This is a genomic window from Mitsuaria sp. GD03876, assembly GCF_029840635.1.
Classification (GTDB): Bacteria; Pseudomonadota; Gammaproteobacteria; order Burkholderiales; family Burkholderiaceae_C; genus Roseateles.
On sequence record NZ_JAOCCU010000062.1, the window covers coordinates 1 to 18,313 of the forward strand.

Annotated in this window: 14 protein-coding genes; 7 read left to right on the top strand and 7 right to left on the bottom strand. The window is 70.9% G+C overall.

Going from position 1 to position 18,313, the window contains the following annotated elements; all coding sequences use genetic code 11:
- The 3 genes from N5D62_RS25785 to hemC form a co-directional block, all read right to left on the bottom strand.
- Positions 1-619, bottom strand: a 619-nt coding sequence (locus tag N5D62_RS25785; RefSeq protein WP_279760895.1) for a uroporphyrinogen-III C-methyltransferase, incomplete at its 3' end; no start/stop codon positions are given.
- A complete protein-coding gene (locus N5D62_RS25790) occupies positions 616-1,473 on the bottom strand; it encodes a uroporphyrinogen-III synthase (protein WP_279760896.1) in 858 nt (285 codons plus the stop codon). The genes N5D62_RS25790 and N5D62_RS25785, both read right to left, overlap by 4 nt.
- On the bottom strand, positions 1,473-2,402 hold the full coding sequence (gene hemC, locus N5D62_RS25795; protein ID WP_279760897.1) for a hydroxymethylbilane synthase: 930 nt from the start codon (positions 2,400-2,402) through the stop codon (positions 1,473-1,475). Before hemC ends, N5D62_RS25790 begins: the two co-directional genes overlap by 1 nt.
- A 366-nt stretch (positions 2,403-2,768) precedes the next feature.
- Here hemC and ppc point away from each other — a divergent pair, with 366 nt between their 5' ends.
- Entirely contained in the window at positions 2,769-5,513 is a 2,745-nt protein-coding gene (gene ppc, locus N5D62_RS25800; protein ID WP_279760923.1) for a phosphoenolpyruvate carboxylase, read from the top strand.
- 3 nt (positions 5,514-5,516) lie between these two features.
- Here ppc and N5D62_RS25805 read toward each other — a convergent pair whose 3' ends face one another.
- Complete coding sequence (locus N5D62_RS25805) at positions 5,517-6,344, bottom strand: LytTR family DNA-binding domain-containing protein (protein WP_279760898.1); 828 nt, start codon at positions 6,342-6,344, stop codon at positions 5,517-5,519.
- Positions 6,345-6,402: 58 nt separating this feature from the next.
- Positions 6,403-7,581 (bottom strand): histidine kinase, encoded by a 1,179-nt coding sequence (locus N5D62_RS25810; protein ID WP_279760899.1) that lies wholly within the window; start codon positions 7,579-7,581, stop codon positions 6,403-6,405.
- A 196-nt stretch (positions 7,582-7,777) separates the two neighbouring features.
- Here N5D62_RS25810 and argH point away from each other — a divergent pair, with 196 nt between their 5' ends.
- From argH to N5D62_RS25830, 4 genes are all read left to right on the top strand, one after another.
- Positions 7,778-9,205 (top strand): argininosuccinate lyase, encoded by a 1,428-nt coding sequence (gene argH, locus N5D62_RS25815; RefSeq protein ID WP_279760900.1) that lies wholly within the window; start codon positions 7,778-7,780, stop codon positions 9,203-9,205.
- Positions 9,206-9,207: 2 nt separating this feature from the next.
- Positions 9,208-9,717, top strand: coding sequence for a hemerythrin domain-containing protein (locus tag N5D62_RS25820; RefSeq protein ID WP_279760901.1), 510 nt, complete (start codon positions 9,208-9,210; stop codon positions 9,715-9,717).
- A 92-nt stretch (positions 9,718-9,809) separates the two neighbouring features.
- Positions 9,810-11,057, top strand: a complete 1,248-nt coding sequence (dinB, locus tag N5D62_RS25825) for a DNA polymerase IV (RefSeq protein ID WP_279760902.1) — start codon at positions 9,810-9,812, stop codon at positions 11,055-11,057.
- A gap of 182 nt (positions 11,058-11,239) precedes the next feature.
- Entirely contained in the window at positions 11,240-11,491 is a 252-nt protein-coding gene (locus tag N5D62_RS25830) for a hypothetical protein (protein ID WP_279760903.1), read from the top strand.
- 303 nt (positions 11,492-11,794) lie between these two features.
- Here N5D62_RS25830 and N5D62_RS25835 read toward each other — a convergent pair whose 3' ends face one another.
- Positions 11,795-12,289, bottom strand: a complete 495-nt coding sequence (locus N5D62_RS25835) for a YbaN family protein (RefSeq protein ID WP_279760904.1) — start codon at positions 12,287-12,289, stop codon at positions 11,795-11,797.
- Between the two features lie 92 nt (positions 12,290-12,381).
- Here N5D62_RS25835 and N5D62_RS25840 point away from each other — a divergent pair, with 92 nt between their 5' ends.
- Together N5D62_RS25840 and N5D62_RS25845 are read left to right on the top strand one after the other, a co-directional pair.
- Positions 12,382-13,281: a LysR family transcriptional regulator gene (locus N5D62_RS25840; RefSeq protein ID WP_279760905.1), complete on the top strand. Its 900-nt coding sequence runs from the start codon at positions 12,382-12,384 to the stop codon at positions 13,279-13,281.
- Between the two features lie 95 nt (positions 13,282-13,376).
- A complete protein-coding gene (locus tag N5D62_RS25845) occupies positions 13,377-14,528 on the top strand; it encodes an alpha-hydroxy acid oxidase (protein WP_279760906.1) in 1,152 nt (383 codons plus the stop codon).
- Between the two features lie 21 nt (positions 14,529-14,549).
- Here the strand turns inward: N5D62_RS25845 and N5D62_RS25850 are convergent, their stop codons facing one another.
- Entirely contained in the window at positions 14,550-18,311 is a 3,762-nt protein-coding gene (locus tag N5D62_RS25850) for a type I secretion C-terminal target domain-containing protein (protein WP_279760907.1), read from the bottom strand.
- Positions 18,312-18,313: the final 2 nt, after the last annotated feature.

Below are 18,313 nucleotides of genomic sequence, written 5' to 3' on the forward strand. Positions count from 1 at the left end.
GCAGCGGCAGGTCGTCGATCTGGCGCACCACCTCGTCGAGCTTGATCGTCAGCGTGGAGATGTCGACGACGCTGACCGCCTTGATGCGCTCCAGGTCGCGGGTGACCGCGCGACGCACGCCTTCCAGGCGCGGCTGCTTGTAGCGGGCCAGCCGCTCGTCGGCCTGCCGCAGCGCGGCCACCAGCGGCTCGGCGCTGCCGGTGATCGTGCCCTGCTGCATGGCCACGCGCAGCGAGGCCTCGACGTCGCCGACGACGTTCTCGTCGCGCGAGCGGTTCATCGACTGCATCAGCGTCTCGAGCTGCTCGCGCTGCACCGCGACCTCGGCCAGCCGGGCGTCCAGCAGCGCGACCTTGGCCGCGGTGTCGCGGCTGAGGTCCTGCGCCTGGCGCGCCTGGTCGCGGGCGATGTTGGCCTCGCTCTGGCTGTTGTCCTGGCGCCGGACCAGTTCCTGTTCGACCTGCTTGAGCCGCTGCTGGCTCTGCCAGGCCAGACCGAGGGCCAGCAGGGCCACCAGGCCGACCCCGGCGACGACGGCCTGGGTCAGCGTGGCGCCGGCATGCCGGGCGGGCTTGTGGGGCGACGCAACGTCGCCCGCGGGGGTGGTGGTCTCGCTCACGTCGGCGATTCTAGGGTGGACCCTGACAGCATCCGGAACCCGGCCGCGACGGCCGCCGCGTCGGGTCGCACCAAAACCACATGCCTCACGCCGAGGGCCCTCGCCCGCGCGGCGATGCGCTCATGGGTCGCCAGCGCGCGGACCCGGCCCCAATCGGCGGGCGATCGGCCCAGGCGCGTCCCCTGTTCGAGCGTGTCGAGGTGGCCGATGGCCTCCGAACTGCTGAACAGCCAGACGTGGCGCCCCGGCGCCGCGAGCGCCTCGCACAGCAGCGCGGCGGTGTCCGGCGAGGGGGTCGGGCAGGCCCGCCGGTAGACGCTGACGGCCGACACCTCGGCCCCGGCGTCGCGCAGCCGGTCGCCCAGCCATTCGCGCCCGCCGTCGCCTCGCACCAGCAACGCACGGCGGCCGGTCCAGTCCTCGCCGGCGACGCGGACCAGCTCCGGCCACAGGTGTTCCGAGTCCAGGCTGTCCGAGGCCGCCGGCGGCTGCACGATGCGCGCGGCCGGCACGCCGTGCTCGCTCAGCGCCCGCGCGCTGCCCGGGCCGACGGTGGCCGCCCAGGTCCGGTCGGGCCAGGCGACGGCAAGGGGGGCGGAAGCGCCGGCGGAGCGGCCATCGAAAAAGTGCTCGACCGCGTTGGGACTGACGAACATCGCCAGGTCCGTGCCGGGAAGCGCGGCCCAGGCGGCCGAGAGCGACGCCGGATCGCCCGCCGGCGCGATGTCGATCAAGGGGAGCGACGCCGTCGGCACGCCGAGCGACGCCATCCGCTTCGCCCAGTCGTCCGCCTGCGCCCGCGGACGGGTCAGCAGCAGTCTGGCCGGCTGGTCCGGGGCGGCGACGCCCGGCATCAGGCGTCCTTCAGGTACTCGGTGGCGCCCTGCTCGCGCAGCGCCCGGGCGGCGGCGATGCCCAGCGCCTCGGCGGTGGCCAGGTCCGTCACCGCCGCCTGCGCGCTCGTGCGCAGCAATGTCCGTTCCGTCTGGACCGGATGTCCCAGCGCGGCGGCCAGCGTCAGGCGGCCGTCCGCGGCCCAGACCGCGTGCGCGGCCAGCGGCATCGAGCAACTGCCGCCCAGCGCCCGCGACACCGCGCGCTCGGCCGCGGCGGCCAGCCAGGTCGGCCGGTGGGCCAGCGCCTCCAGGTGCGCCGCGAGCGGCGCCTGGCCGGCGCGGATCTCGATGCCCAGCGCGCCCTGCCCGGCGCACGGGATCATCTGGTCGACCTCGAAGTACTGGCGGATGCGGCCGTCCAGCGCCAGCCGCTTCAGGCCGGCGGCGGCCAGCACGATCGCGTCGTACTGGCCCTCGTCGAGCTTGCGCAGCCGGGTGTCGAGGTTGCCGCGCACCGGCTCGATGCGCAGGTCCGGCCGCAGGTTCTTCAGCTGCGTCACGCGACGCAGGCTCGACGTGCCCACGCAGGCGCCCCGGGGCAGCGCGTCCAGGCTGTCGAACTTCGCCGACACCAGCGCGTCGCGCGGGTCCTCGCGCTCGAGCACCGCGGCGAGGACGAAGCCCTCGGGCAGCTCCATCGGCACGTCCTTGAGCGAGTGCACCGCCAGTTGCGCGCGACCGTCCTCCAGCGCGTTCTCGAGTTCCTTGACGAACAGCCCCTTGCCGCCGACCTTGGACAGCGTGCGGTCCAGGATCTGGTCGCCGCGCGTCGTCATGCCCAGCAGCCGCACCTCCAGGCCGCGCGCGCGCAGCAGCCCCTGCACATGTTCGGCCTGCCACAGCGCGAGGCGGCTCTCGCGCGTGGCGATCACGAATTCTTGGTTCATGGGCCGGGATGCTAGCCCAGCGCACCGGCCACCCGCGGGGGACCGCCGCTTGCCACGAAGCGTCGCTTGCGAGATCCCGGAGCATCGCGCGGCCAAACCGCCACGCGCCGGGGCGAGCCGCGCACGGAGAAACTGCTAAAGTCAACCGAAGGTAACTCCGTTACATCACCCCCTCCCTCCGGTCTCTGACGAACCCCTGACGACGCCATGCCCGCCAGTACCGCTTCCCGCCCCGCCCCCTCCCCGGCCAAGTCGGCCGCCAAGCCGGCCCCGAAGGCCGGCGCCAAGCCGGTCGCCAAGCGCGCGCCGGCCAAGGCCGCCACCTCCCGCTCGATCAAGACGATCAAGGACAAGAACCAGCCGCTGATGGACGACATCCGGTTGCTGGGCCGCATCCTGGGCGAAGTGATCCGCGAGCAGGAAGGCCGCGAGGCCTACGAACTGGTGGAGCGCGTGCGGCAGCTGTCGGTGGCGTTCCGCCTCAAGCGCGACGCGCAGGCCGGCAAGCAGATGGACAAGCTGCTCAAGGGCCTGTCGGGCGAGCAGACGGTCAGCGTGATCCGCGCGTTCAGCTACTTCTCGCACCTGGCCAACATCGCCGAGGACCGCCACCACGTGCGCCGCCGCGAGGTGCACGAGCGCGAGGGCAGCCTGCAGCCGGGCTCGCTCGCCTACGCGCTGGAACGCCTGTTCGACGCCGGCGTGCGGCCGGCCGAGGTGGCGCGCACGCTGGCCAACGGCTTCGTGTCGCCGGTGCTGACGGCGCACCCGACCGAGGTGCAGCGCAAGAGCATCCTGGACGCGGAACGCGCGATCGCCGAGCTGGTGGGCGAGCGCGACCGCCTGCACACCGACCGCGAGAGAACCGCCAACGAGAACCTCATCCGCGCCCGCGTGACGCAGCTGTGGCAGACGCGGATGCTGCGCTACTCGAAGCTGACCGTCGCCGACGAGATCGAGAACGCGCTGAGCTACTACCACGCGACCTTCCTGCGCCAGATCCCCAAGCTCTACACCGAGCTCGAGGAAGCGCTGCCCGGCGAGGACGTGGCGCCCTTCCTGCGCATGGGCCAGTGGATCGGCGGCGACCGCGACGGCAACCCCAACGTCACCGCGGACACGATGCGGCTGGCGCTGCGTCGCCAGAGCGAGCTCGCGTTGCGCCACTACCTGACCGAGCTGCACGAGCTGGGCGCGGAGCTGTCGATCTCGCTGCGGCTGGCCGGCGTGACGCCGGCGATGCAGGCGCTGGCCGAGCGCAGCCCCGACCAGAACGAGCACCGGATGGACGAGCCCTACCGGCGCGCGCTGACCGGCATGTACGCGCGGCTGGCCGCGACGCTGGTGGCGCTGACCGGCACCGAGGCGCTGCGCCACGCGGTGGCGCCGCAGGACCCGTACCTGACGCCCGAGGAGCTGATGGCGGACCTGCGCGTGATCCAGGAATCGCTCGAGAGCCACCACGCCCACGCGCTGATCGCGCCGCGGCTCAAGCCGCTGATCCGCGCGGTGCAGGTCTTCGGCTTCCACCTCGCGACGCTGGACCTGCGCCAGAGCAGCGACCAGCACGAGCTGGTCGTCGTCGAGCTGCTGAAGACGGCGCGCGTGTGCGACGACTATTCGGCGCTGGACGAGCCGGCGCGCCGCGCGCTGCTGGTCGAGCTGCTGAACCAGACCCGCCCGCTGCGCGTGCTCGGCGCCGAGTACAGCGAGAAGACGCTGGGCGAGCTAGCCATCTTCGAGACCGCGCGCGAGTCGCTGCGCCGCTTCGGCCGCGAGGCGCTGCGCCACTACATCATTTCCCACACCGAGGACGTCAGCGACCTGCTCGAGGTGCAGCTGCTGCTCAAGGAAGTCGGGCTGCTGCGCGGCACGCTCGACGGCGAGGCGCACAGCGACCTGATCGTCGTGCCGCTGTTCGAGACCATCGCCGACCTGCGCAACGCGCCCGGCATCATGCGCGGCTTCTACGAGCTGCCCGGCATGGCCGCGCTGGTGCGGCGTTCCGGCGGCGAGCAGGACATCATGCTGGGCTACTCCGACTCCAACAAGGACGGCGGCGTGTTCACCAGCAGCTGGGAGCTGTACCGCGCCGAGATCGCGCTGGTGCAGCTGTTCGACGAGCTGCGCGCGCAGGGACCGCTGACGCTGCGGCTGTTCCATGGCCGCGGCGGCACCGTCGGCCGCGGCGGCGGCCCGAGCTACCAGGCCATCCTGGCCCAGCCGCCCGGGACGGTGAACGGCCAGATCCGGCTGACCGAGCAGGGCGAGGTCATCAACTCCAAGTACGCCAACCCCGAGATCGGCCGGCGCAACCTGGAGACGCTGGTGGCGGCGACGCTGGAGGCGACGCTGCTGCATCCGACCAAGCCGGCGCCCGCGGCGTTCATGACCGCGGCGCAGGCGCTGTCGGACGCGAGCTTCGCCGCCTACCGCGGGCTGGTCTACGACACGCCGGGCTTCGCCGACTTCTTCTTCGCCACGACGCCGATCCGCGAGATCGCCGAGCTCAACATCGGCTCGCGGCCGGCCTCGCGCAAGGCCACGCGCGCGATCGAGGACCTGCGGGCGATCCCGTGGGGCTTCAGCTGGGGCCAGTCGCGGATCACGCTGCCGGGCTGGTGCGGCTTCGGCTCGGGCATCCAGGACTTCCTGGGCAAGGACAAGGCCGGGCGCGAGGAGAAGCTGGCGCTGCTCAAGCGCATGTTCAAGCTGTGGCCGTTCTTCCGCACGCTGCTGTCCAACCTGGACATGGTGCTGGCCAAGGCGGACCTGGACATCGCGCGCCGCTACCTGGAGCTGGTCGAGGACAAGCGCCTGGGCAAGAGGATCTTCGGCGCCATCGAGGCCGAGTTCGCGCGCACCGAGGAGGCGCTCGCGCTGATCACCGGCGAGGACGGCCGGCTCGCGGCCAACCCGGCGCTGGCGCGCTCGATCGAGCACCGCTTCCCCTACATCGACCCGCTGAACCACTTGCAGGTCGAGCTGATGCGCCGCTACCGCGCCATCCCGGCCGAGAAGCGCGCCGAGGACCCGCGGCTGGAGCGCGTGCAGCGCGGCATCCACCTGTCGATCAACGGGATCGCGGCGGGGCTGCGCAACACGGGCTGACGTTCAGCGCTGGCCCGCCAGCGCTTCCCGCACCGCCGCGACCTGCCGCCGCGACACCGCCAGCCACTCGTTGACATGGGCGATGCGCACCGCCCAGCCGAGTTCGCCGCCGCCATCGGCGTCGCCCTCGGCGCCGCCGTCGGTGGGCACGTGGCGCTCGAGCTCGCGCACCGCCGACTTCGCCACCAGCGCGTTGCGGTGCACGCGCAGGAAGCGGTCGCCGAGCCGCTGCTCGAGGTCGCTCAGCGAGCCATCCATCACATGGCTCTGCGTCGCGGTGCGCAGCGTCAGGTACTTGAGCTCGGCCTTGAAGTAGAGGACCTCGGACAGCGGCACCCGCAGCAAGCGGCCGCGCTCGGTGATGTTGATGACTGGCACCTCCGCGCCCGGCGCCGTCCCGGCGGGATGGGCGTCGACCGCCTCGCGCGCCTTGGCCGCCGAACGCTCCTCCAGGCGCTGCGACGCCCGCGCCAGGCTGGCCTGCAGCCGCTCGCGCCGCACCGGCTTGGTCAGGTAGTCCAGGGCCTCCAGCTCGAAGGCCTCCAGCGCGTGCTGCGCATGCGCCGTCACGAACACGATCGCCGGCGCGAACGGCCGGCCGCGCAGCGCCTGCGCCAGCCCCAGCCCGTCCAGCCCCGGCATCTGCACGTCCAGCAGGATCAGGTCGCAGGCATGGTCGCGCAGCCAGGCCAGCGCCTGCTCGCCGCTGCCGGCCTCGGCGGCGACCTCGGCGCGCGGTTCCTCGTTGGCTTCGACCAATCCCCGCAGCCGCAGCCGCGCCAGCGGCTCGTCGTCGACGATCAAGACCTTCAGCGGGGGATGCGTCAGCATGCGTGTTCTTCCTGTCCTCGTTGTCCCGTGGCCGGTCGCCCGATGCGCCGCCGTGGCCTCAGCGCGGCATCACGATGCGCACGACGAAGCGGCCGTCGCCCGGCCCGGCCTCCAGCCGCGCGGCCACGTCGTGCATCAGGCGCAGGCGCTGGCGCACGTTGCGCAGCGCCAGCCCATGTCCCTGGCCGCGCGACGGCAGCCCCACCGTGTTGACGACGCGGATCTCGATCTCGCCGCCGCGCGCGCGGGTCACGATGTCGACGTCGCCGCCTTGGTCGTTGGGCTCGACGCCATGCCGCACCGCGTTCTCCACCAGCGGCTGCAGCAGCAGCGGCGGCACGCGCGCCTCGGCCGCGTGCGGGTCGAGCTGCCAGTGCACCCGCAGCCGGTTGCCGAAGCGCAGTTGCTCGATCGCCAGGTAGCGCCGCGCCAGCTCGACCTCCTGGTCCAGCCGCACGCCCTCGGCGCCCGCGCCGGGACCCTCGTCGGCCAGCGCGACTCGGAACAGCTCGGCCAGGTCCTCGAGCACCTCCTCGGCGCGGTTCGGATCGACCCGCACCAGCGCGATCGCGGTGTTGAGCGTGTTGAACAAGAAGTGCGGCCGGATCCGCGACTGCAGCTCGACCAGCCGCGCCAGCGCGTCGGCGGGCGCCTGCGCGCGCTCGCGCAGCTTCAGCCAGCCCAGCAGCAGCCCCGCGGCCAGCGCGCCCGACAGCGCCGCGGCGATGCGCTGCAGCGCGCCCAGGCGGCCCAGCTCGACGGCCTCCAGCAGCAGCGAGCCGGCGAAGGCGCAGGCGGCGCCCAGCGCGATCGGCAGCGCCCATTGCGCCCATTCGGGCAGCCGGGCCAGCACCGCCTTGGCCGCGCACACGATCAGCAGCCAGGCCAGCACCGCCGACAGCGACGCGACCGACGCGCCGCCCATCGACCAGGCCCATTGGCCCGCCGTCTCGCTGGCCATCGCCAAGCCGAGCGACAGCGCCAGCTGCACGCCCAGCACCGCGCGCAGCACCAGGCCGACATGGCAGACGTCGAAACGCCGCTGGGCGTCGATCAGCCGCGGCGGTTCCGCGGCGCGGGCCTCGAGCCGGGTCTCCTCCCAGGGCGGCTGCGTCGGCGACGGCCGGGTGTCCGCAGGACGGGTGTCGGCGGGCTGCGTGCTCAGCGGCTGGGTGGAGGGCCCGAGCGCGTCCGCGTCGTCGCGCGGCCAGCGCCCGTTGGTCGACCTGCTGGTCATCGGCTCCTCCCGTCCCGCACTGTCCTGCCCTCTGATGAATGCCTGGCGTCCCGCCATGAAGGCGCCCTCTCGGCGCCGCGAAGGCCCCCGGGAGGGGGCCCCCTTAGAATCGGCGGCTCATTCTCCCCCAGGCGTCCGTCCGCGATCCATGCGGGCGCGCCCGGGGCGCCGCGAAGTCGTAACGCCTTGCAAGCCGATGTCCTCTGATCCCTCCGACAACCAGCTGGCCAACAAGTCCCAGGCCTGGTCCGCCCTCTTCTCCGAGCCGATGAGCGAGCTGGTCAAGCGCTACACCGCCAGCGTCGACTTCGACAAGCGGCTGTGGGCCGCCGACATCCAGGGCTCGCTGGCGCATGCCGACATGCTGGCCGCGCAGGGGATCATCGGCGCCGACGACCTGGCCGCGATCCAGAAGGGCATGGCGCAGATCCGCGAGGAGATCGCCGCCGGCCGCTTCGACTGGAAGCTGGACCTGGAGGACGTCCACCTGAACATCGAGGCCCGGCTGACCGAGCTGGTCGGCCTGGCCGGCAAGCGGCTGCACACCGGCCGCAGCCGCAACGACCAGGTCGCCACCGACGTGCGGCTGTGGCTGCGCGGCGAGATCGACCTGCTGGTGGGCCTGCTGGCCGAGCTGCAACGCGTGCTGGTCGAGCAGGCCGAGCGCCATGCCGACGTCATCCTGCCGGGTTTCACCCACCTGCAGGTCGCGCAGCCGGTGGCCTTCGGGCATCACCTGCTGGCCTACGTCGAGATGTTCGCGCGCGACGCGGAGCGCCTCGTCGACGCCCGCAAGCGCGTCAACCGCCTGCCGCTGGGCGCGGCCGCGCTGGCCGGGACGAGCTATCCGCTGGACCGCGAGCGCGTGGCGCGCACGCTGGGCATGGAGGGCGTCGCGCAGAACAGCCTGGACGCCGTCAGCGACCGCGACTTCGCGATCGAGTTCAGCGCCGCCGCCACGCTGGTCATGGTGCACATCTCGCGCCTGTCCGAGGAACTGATCCTGTGGATGAGCCAGGCCTTCGGCTTCATCGCGCTGCCGGACCGGTTCTGCACCGGGTCGAGCATCATGCCGCAGAAGAAGAACCCCGACGTGCCCGAACTGGCGCGCGGCAAGAGCGGCCGCGTGGTCGGCCACCTGATGGGGCTGATCACGCTGATGAAGGGCCAGCCGCTGGCCTACAACAAGGACAACCAGGAAGACAAGGAGCCGCTGTTCGACACCGTCGACACGCTCAGCGACACGCTGCGGATCTTCGCGGAGATGATGGCCGGCCTGACGGTCAAGCCCGAAGCCATGGAGCGCGCCGCGCTCAAGGGCTACGCGACCGCGACCGACCTGGCGGACTACCTGGTCAAGAAGGGCCTGGCCTTCCGCGACGCGCACGAGATCGTCGCGCACGCGGTGAAGACGGCGCAGGCGCAAGGCATCGACCTGTCGGCGCTGCCGCTGGAGGCGCTGCGGCAATTCGACCCGCGCATCGGCGAGGACGTCTACGCGGTGCTGTCGCTGCGCGGCTCGCTGGACGCGCGCGACATCCTCGGCGGCACCGCGCCGGCACAGGTCCGCGCGCAGGTGGCGCGTCACCGCGCGCGGCTGGGCGCCGACGAGGCGAAGGCCTGAGCATGGCGGCGCTGGCCTGGACCCAGGAGCTCGTGCTGGATCAGCCGGAGCTCGACCACACGCACGAGGAGTTCGTCGCGCTGCTCAACCGCTATGCCGACATGCTCGACCGCGGCGAGGACGCCCTGCCCGCCTTCAAGGCGCTGCTCGCGCACACCGAGGAGCACTTCGCGATGGAAGAGCGCTGGATGGCGGCGACCGGCTTCGAGCCGGAGAACTGCCACAGCAGCCAGCACGCGATGGTGCTCAACGTGATGCGCGAGGTGGTGCGCTACGCCGAGGACCTCGGCGACCGCGAGCCGCTGGCGATCGTGCGCACCGAGCTGTCGCAATGGTTCCCCGGCCATGCGGAGATGATGGACGCGGCGCTGGTCTACACGATGGCGCAGCGGGGCTTCGATCCGAAGACCGGCGTGTGCAGTGACCCGATCCGTCCGGCGGACGCGGCCGAGGCATCGGCCGAAGCGACGGACGCGGTGTCGGCCTGCGGCTCGACGTCCTGCGGACACTGACGGCCGGCGCGCCGGTCCGCGCCCGCCGGCGCGCGGCGCGGCGCCGGCCCTGCTGACAACGCGTGTCAGCCCCCGCCCCCACAATCCGCCGCATGGCCGAGCCGACGCCAGCGCTGCCCGATCGCCTGATCGCCCATCTGGACATGGACGCGTTCTACGCGTCCGTGGAGCTGCTGCGTTATCCGGAACTCAAGGGACTGCCGGTGGTGGTCGGCGGGCGGCGCGCCCACACGCCGCGGGAGCTGCCCGACGGCACGCGCGAGTTCTTCAAGCTGGCCGACTACACCGGCCGCGGCGTCGTGACGACGTCGACCTACCCGGCGCGCGACCTCGGCGTGTTCTCCGCGATGGGCCTGATGAAGGCGGCGCTGCGGGCGCCGCAGGCGGTGCTGCTGCCGGCGGACTTCGATTCGTACCGGCACTACTCGCGGCTGTTCAAGGCGGCGGTGCGCGAGATCGCACCGGTGATCGAGGACCGCGGCATCGACGAGATCTACATCGACCTGAGCGACGTGCCGGGCGCGCGCGACGCGGTGGGCCACGATCCGCTGGGCGGCGCGCGCGCGGTGGCGCGGGAGATCAAGAACTCGGTCCAGAGCGCGACGGGGCTGACCTGCTCGATCGGGGTGACGCCCAACAAGCTGCTGTCCAAGATCGCGTCGGAGCTGGACAAGCCCGACGGGCTGACGCTGGTCACGATGGCGGAGCTGCCGACGCGGATCTGGCCGCTGCCGGTGCGCCGCATCAACGGCATCGGCCCGAAGGCCGGCGCCAAGCTCGACGGCCTGGACATCCACACGATCGGCGAGCTGGCGGCGGCGCCGGCGGAGCTGCTGCTGCAGCATTTCGGCGCGGGCTACAGCGCGTGGCTGCACCAGGCGGCCTGGGGACTGGACGACCGGCCGGTGGTCACGCACAGCGAGCCGGTCTCCATCAGCCGCGAGACCACCTTCGAGCGCGACCTGCACGCGCGGCGCGACCGGCCCGAGCTGTCGCGGATCTTCACGGCGCTGTGCGAGCAGCTGGCGTCGGACCTGCAGCGCAAGGGCTACCTGGGGCGCACGATCGGCATCAAGCTGCGGTTCGAAGGCTTCCGCACGGTGACGCGGGACCTGACGCTGGACGAGCCGATCCAGGACGCGGCGTCGATCCGCCACGCGGCGGGCCTGTGCCTCAAGCGGGTGGACCTGAGCCAGCGGCTGCGGCTGCTGGGCGTGCGGGTGGGCAAGCTGAGCCGGCCCGGTGAACCGGGCCCGGCCCGTCGTGGCCGCGCCGCGGCCCCGTCCGGCGACACCGCGCCCACGCGGCCGAAGCCGGAGAACCTGACCTTGTTCGGCTGACCGCGTGCGGTCGCGACAACACAGAAGTCATCGGATGACAAGCTCCTTCGCGCCGGTTTCAGGTCGCGAGTCGGCATTGCGCAAGCTTTGAACGTCAGGGCGGCGTCTTCGTCGCGTTTTGGGCGATTCAACGAATCAGCCGGGCAGAGTGGGCGGCTTCTCAGTTCAAGCAGGAGCTCCTCATGCAGACCATCACTTCCCTGTCGTCGCCCGGCAATTCAGCGCAGTCTTCACCGGTTCAGCGTCACCGCCACTTCGACGGTGATCGGAGCGACTGGTGGATGGCCGTGGTCACGCGGGTCTGCTCTGGTGGCGTGCTGGGCATCTCGCTGAGCGGATTCGTCGCTGTTCAAAGCCTGACCCGCGATGCGATCGCCGTGGTCGTCGGCGCGGCCATCGTGCTCTGGTGCGCTCGTCGCAACGGTTCCATCTGACATGCCGAGGCGCCAACCATGTCTGAATTCATCGATGGCAACCTGCATGAAATGGTGGCCTCCCTGGTCGCGCTGCTCTTCATGATCGGACGGCGCCTGTGGCTCAGGAAGGTCTTGCTCCGGTCCACGGTCGAGGACTTCGCGATCGGGTCGCTGCTGTATCCCTATGCCCTGATGAGCCTCGCGGTGGTGTCCTCGGCACCGATCACCGCCTTGATGTCCGGCCAACGCGGCATGCTGACGATGTCAGGGGCCATGGCGCTGGCGGGCACGCTCATCCAGGCACGAAAGCGGATGGCGCGCTCACCGCGCCGTCGGAAGTCGCCACAACCAGACCCCGACGACGAGACAGCACACGGCCGGCAACCACGGCACGACCGGCATCACCAGCGCCGAAACGACGGAGCTGATCGTCATCATGATCCACGCGGCCTGCTTGGCGCGCAGCGGCACGGCGCGGGTGGCGCGCCACTGGACGATCATCGGCCCGAAGCGCGGGTGGCCGACCAGCCACGCCTCGCAGCGCGCGGACCCGCGCGCGAAGCAGAACGCGGCCAGCAGCACGAACGGCGTCGTCGGCAGTAGCGGCAGGAAGATCCCGATCACGCCGAGCACCAGGCTCAGCGCGCCCGCCGCCATCCACGGCAGACGGCGCCAGAGCGACGCCTGCTCGAGCACGCGGACCGTCGCGTCGTCGAGCGCGGCGTCGCGAGCAATGTCTCGATCGGCGTCACGAACGGCGTCTCGAGCGGCGTCACGAACGGCATCGACAGCCGTGCTTTCTCGGGAATCGGACATCGCGCCACTGTAGCCGCGCCTCGCGCGCCCGCGTGCGCCTGACACGCATGGCCCCGCCGGGCCATGGACGCCCGGACGCTACAGTCGCGCCCATGAGCGACACCCCCAGCGACGCGCTGCGCCTGCCCTCGATCGACGGCCTGCTGGCCTTCGAGGCCGCCGCGCGGCTCGGCAGTCTCGAACGCGCGGCCGAGGCGCTGCATGTCAGCGCCAGCGCCGTCGGCAAGCGCATCGCCACGCTGGAGGAGCGCCTGGGCCAGCCGCTGCTGACCCGCCATCCATTGCGCCTGACCGCCGCCGGCAAGGAGTACCTCGGCCAGGTCCAGACGGCGCTGTCGCTGCTGGCGGCGGTGCCGCTGCACCGCCGCGACCACCAGCGCGTCACGCGGCTGGGCATCAGCAGCCCGCCCACCTTCGCGCGCCAGGTGCTGGTCCCCGCCCTGCCCGGCTTCCAGGCCGCGCATCCGGACATCGAGCTCGAGTTGCTGCTGTCCACGCCCTACCTCGACCAGCCGGCGCCGCCGGCCGATGTCGAGATCTTCGCCGGCGCGATGCCCGCCGGCGGCGAGGTGCTGCTCGACGACGTCGTCACGCCGATGGCCGCCCCGGCGCTGCTCGCCCGGCTGCCGGCGATCCACGCGCCGGCGGACCTGGCCTCGGCGCCGCTGCTGCGCACGCCGCTGCAGCCCTGGACGCCGTGGTTGCGCGCCGCCGGACTCGACTGGGCCGAGCCCGCGCAGGGCACCCGCTTCATCGACCTGGGCCTGACGCTGGAGGCCGCGGCCTGCGGCCAGGGCGTCGTGCTCGGCCGCCCGAGCCTGGCGGCCACCTGGCTGCGCGGCGGCACGCTGAAGCGGCTCTTCGACCTGGCCGTGCCCGCGGCCCTGCCCTACGGCCTGGTGCGTCACCACGACGGCGACGCGGCACGCGCGTTCTCGCGCTGGCTCGTGCGCCATTGCGAGACGCTGAGCGCGGACGCCGGCCACGCCTGACCCCGGGAAGTCCCTGAGCGCGCCGGAACGATCCTCCGGCCCGGCCGGCCAAACTTTCCGGCCGGCCGCCGCGACCCTGGCCTAGCATCCGGCGCATGAGCGTCATCACCTGCATCGAAGACCTGCGCGTACTCGCGCAGAAGCGCGTTCCGCGGATGTTCTACGACTACGCGGACTCCGGCTCCTGGACCGAGGGCACCTATCGGGCCAACGAGGCGGACTTCCAGTCGATCAAGCTGCGCCAGCGTGTCGCGGTGAACATGGAGGGCCGCAGCACCGCGGCCACGATGATCGGCCGCCAGGTAGCGATGCCGGTGGCGATCGCGCCGACCGGGCTGACCGGCATGCAGCACGCGGACGGCGAGATCCTCGCCGCGCAGGCGGCCGAGGCCTTCGGCGTGCCGTTCACGCTGTCGACGATGAGCATCTGCTCGATCGAGGACGTCGCGGCCAACACGACCGCGCCGTTCTGGTTCCAGCTCTACGTGATGCGGGACCGGGGCTTCATCAACAGCCTGATCGACCGCGCGAAGGCCGCGAAGTGCGAGGCGCTGGTGCTGACGCTGGACCTGCAGATCCTCGGCCAGCGGCACAAGGACCTGAAGAACGGGCTGTCCGCGCCGCCGAAGCTGACGCTGCCCAACCTGATCAACATGGCGACCAAGCCGCGCTGGTGCCTGGGCATGCTGGGCACGTCGCGGCGGCAGTTCGGCAACATCGTCGGCCACGTGAAGGGCGTGGGCGACATGGGCTCGCTGTCGGAGTGGACGGCCAAGCAATTCGACCCGCAGCTGAGCTGGGACGACGTGCAGTGGATCCGCGACCGCTGGGGCGGCAAGCTGATCCTCAAGGGGATCATCGACGAGGAGGACGCGAAGCTCGCGGCCGCGACCGGCGCCGATGCGCTGATCGTCAGCAACCACGGCGGGCGGCAGCTCGATGGGGCGGAGTCCAGCATCCGCGCATTGCCGCGCATCGTCGACGCGGTCGGAGACCGCATCGAGGTCCACATGGATGGCGGGATCCGCTCGGGCCAGGACGTGCTGAAGGCCTGGGCACTGGGGGCGCGCGGAACCTACATCGGGCGCGCTTTCCTGTATGGCCTGGGCGCCATGGGAAAGCCCGGCGTGAGCCGGGCCTTGGAGATCATCCATCGGGAGTTGGAGCTCACGATGGCGTTTTGTGGGCATCGCGAGCTGCGTGGCGTGGACCGGCGGGTGCTCCTCCCAGGCACCCTGCCGGCCTGACGCGGCTGCGGATACAGGCGGTCAGATCACGGAGATGCCTGTCGAGGTGCGGATCTGGATGTCGGTGCCGGCCGGGGGCGCCAGCAGCACGGTCAATTCGGCATGGGCGAAGTCGCCCGCGCCTTGTACGTCGACCAGCAGTCTCACGTAGCCGTCGGACCGGATCTCCTTCTGGACGAATTGGCCGAGATTCGCGCCCTGGAATCCCTGCAACAGCTGGCTCAGGTCGAGGACATCGCCCTCCGCCTTCGAGTAGTCGAGCACCAGGTCCATCCCCCGGGCTGCCGCGCCCCAGCGGAAGGTGTCCGCGCCGCGGCCGCCCGCCATCGTGTCGAACTGGTCTGTGGCCGCGAGCGTATCGGCTTGCGCGCCGCCCTGCACCAGATGGGACTTCTGCACCTTGCCGTCTTGAAGCATCACGACGGTCGCGAAGGACTGGAGCCCGGCATCGGAGTACTTCACGACCTGGCTCGTGCCGGCGGTGTTGATGGTCCGCAGCTCGAAAAGTCCTGTGCTGGCGGGCGCGTTGCCGTCCATCTGGAACACGCCATCCGCGGAGATCTCACCGCCCGATCCGTTCTTGACCGCGGCATCCAATGAGCGGTACTGGATGGTGCTCGTGTAGGAGATGTTGGACGGTCCGTAGCCCTTGATCATGGAGCCGTCCCAGCGCATCGGCTCAACGGAGAACTCCGCACTGCCCACCGCATGAGTCGCGGACAGCGGCTTGGATTTGTCCCAGATGACGGTGAGCCATTGGGAGGGACTTCCATCACCATGGCGGAGCTCGTACCTCATCTCGCCCCACTTGTCCTCGGGATACAGCCTGGCGGCCACCGTGCCGTTGGAGGTCGGGTAGACGAGCATGCCTTCCTCGCGGAGCCGCGTCGCGGGCAGGCTCCCCGGGTTCCCGTTCGTGAGGTAGAGCCCGAAGGCGGCACCCGGCTCACCACGGACCACCAGGGTCGGGTCCGAGGTGACGTTGTCGACGGCAGACGAACCGGTATCGTTCAGCAGGCTGACCGTGAGCGGCACGAAGGCCTTTCGGGTCACCTGCATGGCCGTCTCCGCACCGATGTTTCCTGCGGCGTCGATCTGCCGCACGCTGAGTGTCGAGGTGCCGACGGCAAGGGCGCTGGCGCTGAGGGCCTGGCCTTGCCCTTGCTGCCAGGTCTTGCCCGCGTTGACGCTGTACTGCCAGGTCGCGCCAGACTCCAGGCCGTTGATGCTCACCTGACCAGTCGCATTGAGCACGTCGCTGCCGGTGCTCGTAACGAGCGTCGGCTTGGTCGGCGCCACCGAGTCCTTCGTCACCTCGAAGGAGTCGCTCGACTCGTTGCCCGCGGCGTCCTTGTTCGTGACGGTGATCTTGTTGATGCCCTCGACAAGGTGATTGGCCGCGATCGTGTTGCCCTGGCCGGGGGTGGCCGCGCCGCCGTTGACGCTGAAGCTCCACTGGCCGCCGGACTCGAGGCCACCGATGGTGACCGCGCCCGCGGCGTTGACGGTCGCGTTGCTGCCGCTGGTGGTGTATGTCGGCTTGGTCGGCGCCACCGAATCCTTCGTCACCTCGAAGGAGTTGCTCGACTCGTTGCCGGCCGCGTCCTTGCTCGTGATGGTGATCTTGTTGATGCCCTCGACAAGGTGATTGGCCGCAATCGTGTTTCCTTGGCCGGGGTTGGCCGCGCCGCCGTTGACGCTGAAGCTCCACTGGCCGCCGGACTCGAGGCCACCGATGGTGACGGCGCCCGCGGCGTTGACGGTCGCGTTGCTGCCGCTGGTGGTGTATGTCGGCTTGGTCGGCGCCACCGAATCCTTGGTCACCTCGAAGGAGTTGCTCGACTCGTTGCCTGCGGCGTCCTTGCTCGTGATGGTGATCTTGTTGATGCCCTCGGTCAGTTGATCGGCCGCGATGGTGTAGCCCTGACCCGGCTTGGCCACACCGCCGTTGACGCTGAAGTTCCACTGGCCACCGTACTCAAGGCCACCGATGGTGACGGCGCCCGCGGCGTTGACGGTCGCGTTGCTGCCGCTGGTGGTGTATGTCGGCTTGGTCGGCGCCACCGAGTCCTTGATCACCTCGAACGAGTTGCTCGACTCGTTGCCTGCGGCGTCCTTGCTCGTGATGGTGATCTTGTTGACGCCCTCGACAAGGTGATTGGCCGCGATCGTGTTTCCCTGGCCGGGGGTGGCCGCGCCGCCGTTGACGCTGAAGCTCCACTGACCGCCGGACTCCAGGCCGCCGATGGTGACGGCGCCCGCGGGGTTGACGGTCGCGTTGGCGCTAGTGGTGGTGAAACTTGGCTTGTTTGGTGCGACCGAGTCCTTGACCACCTCGAACGAGGTGCTCGACTCGTTGCCGGCCGCGTCCTTGTTCGTGACGGTGATCTTGTTGCTGCCCTCAGTCAGTTGATCGGCCGCGATGGTGTAGCCCTGACCCGGCTTGGCCGCACCGCCGTTGACGCTGAAGTTCCACTGGCCACCGGATTCGAGGCCGCTGACGATGACCGCTCCCGCACCGTTAACGGTCGCGTTGGCGCTAGTGGTGGTGAAACTCGGCTTGGTTGGTGCGACCGAATCCTTCACCACGTTGATCGCCACCGGCTCGCTGCGATTGCCGCTCTTGTCGATCTGCACGATCGAAATGCTGTTGCTGCCTTCAGCCAGGCTGCCCGCCGGGACGGAGTCGCCGCTGCCGGGGTTCCAGGTCTTGCCGCCGTCAGTCGAGAACTCCCATTTCCCGCCCGATTCCAGACCGCCGACCTTCACCGAGCCGCTGGCGTTGATTGCCTCCGCGCCGCTGCTGGTCGAGACCTTCGGTGCTTCCGCGACCGTGTCCTTGACGACGGTGACCACCACCGGCTCGCTGCGATTGCCGCTCTTGTCGATCTGCACGATCGAGACGCTGTTGTTGCCTTCAGCCAAGCTGCCTGCCGGGACGGAGTCGCCGCTGCCGGGATTCCAGGTCTTGCCGCCGTCAGTCGAGAACTCCCATTTCCCGCCCGATTCCAGACCGCCGACCTTCACCGAGCCGCTGGCGTTGATCGCCTCCGCGCCGCTGCTGGTCGAGACTTTCGGTGCTTCCGCGACCGTGTCCTTGACGACGGTCACCACCACCGGCTCGCTGCGATTGCCGCTCTTGTCGATCTGCACGATCGAGACGCTGTTGTTGCCTTCAGCCAAGCTGCCTGCCGGGATGGAGTCGCCGTTGCCCGGCGTCCAGGTCTTGCCGCCGTCGGTGGAGAACTCCCACTTCCCGCCCGACTCCAGGCCGCCGACCTTCACCGAACCATCGGCTTTGATCGCCTCGCCACCGTCCACGGTGGGCGGCTCTGGCACTCCTGGGCCATCGGGGGCCTTGGGTTCATCAGGCTTGATCGGCGATGGCGGCTTCGCCGATTCGGACTTGCCACCGCCTGCCGCCGCCGCGGCGCCAGCCAGCCCCGCCGCCCCGAGCCCGAGAGCAGCCAGGTTCAGGCCCGACAGCGCCGGTGCGGCTTGCGCGACCGTACCGGCGCCCGCATTCGTCAGCCCGGCATCCGACGCCAACTCCTGGGCGGTCGTCGGCGTCTCGGCAGTTGCCGGCTGTTCGTCGACCCCTCGCGGCACGTCCGTGGCGGGCGCCTCGGGCGCGTTCCCCTGTGAGATCAGGTTGGACGCCTGGTCATCCTCCACGCGTTTGCCAAGGTGCTTCGTTCGACGGGAAACCCTGTCGGTCGTGCTGTCCGCCTTGGCGGAGGACGTGGTGATTTTCGGATCTGGAGACTCGGGCAGTTGGCGCATGG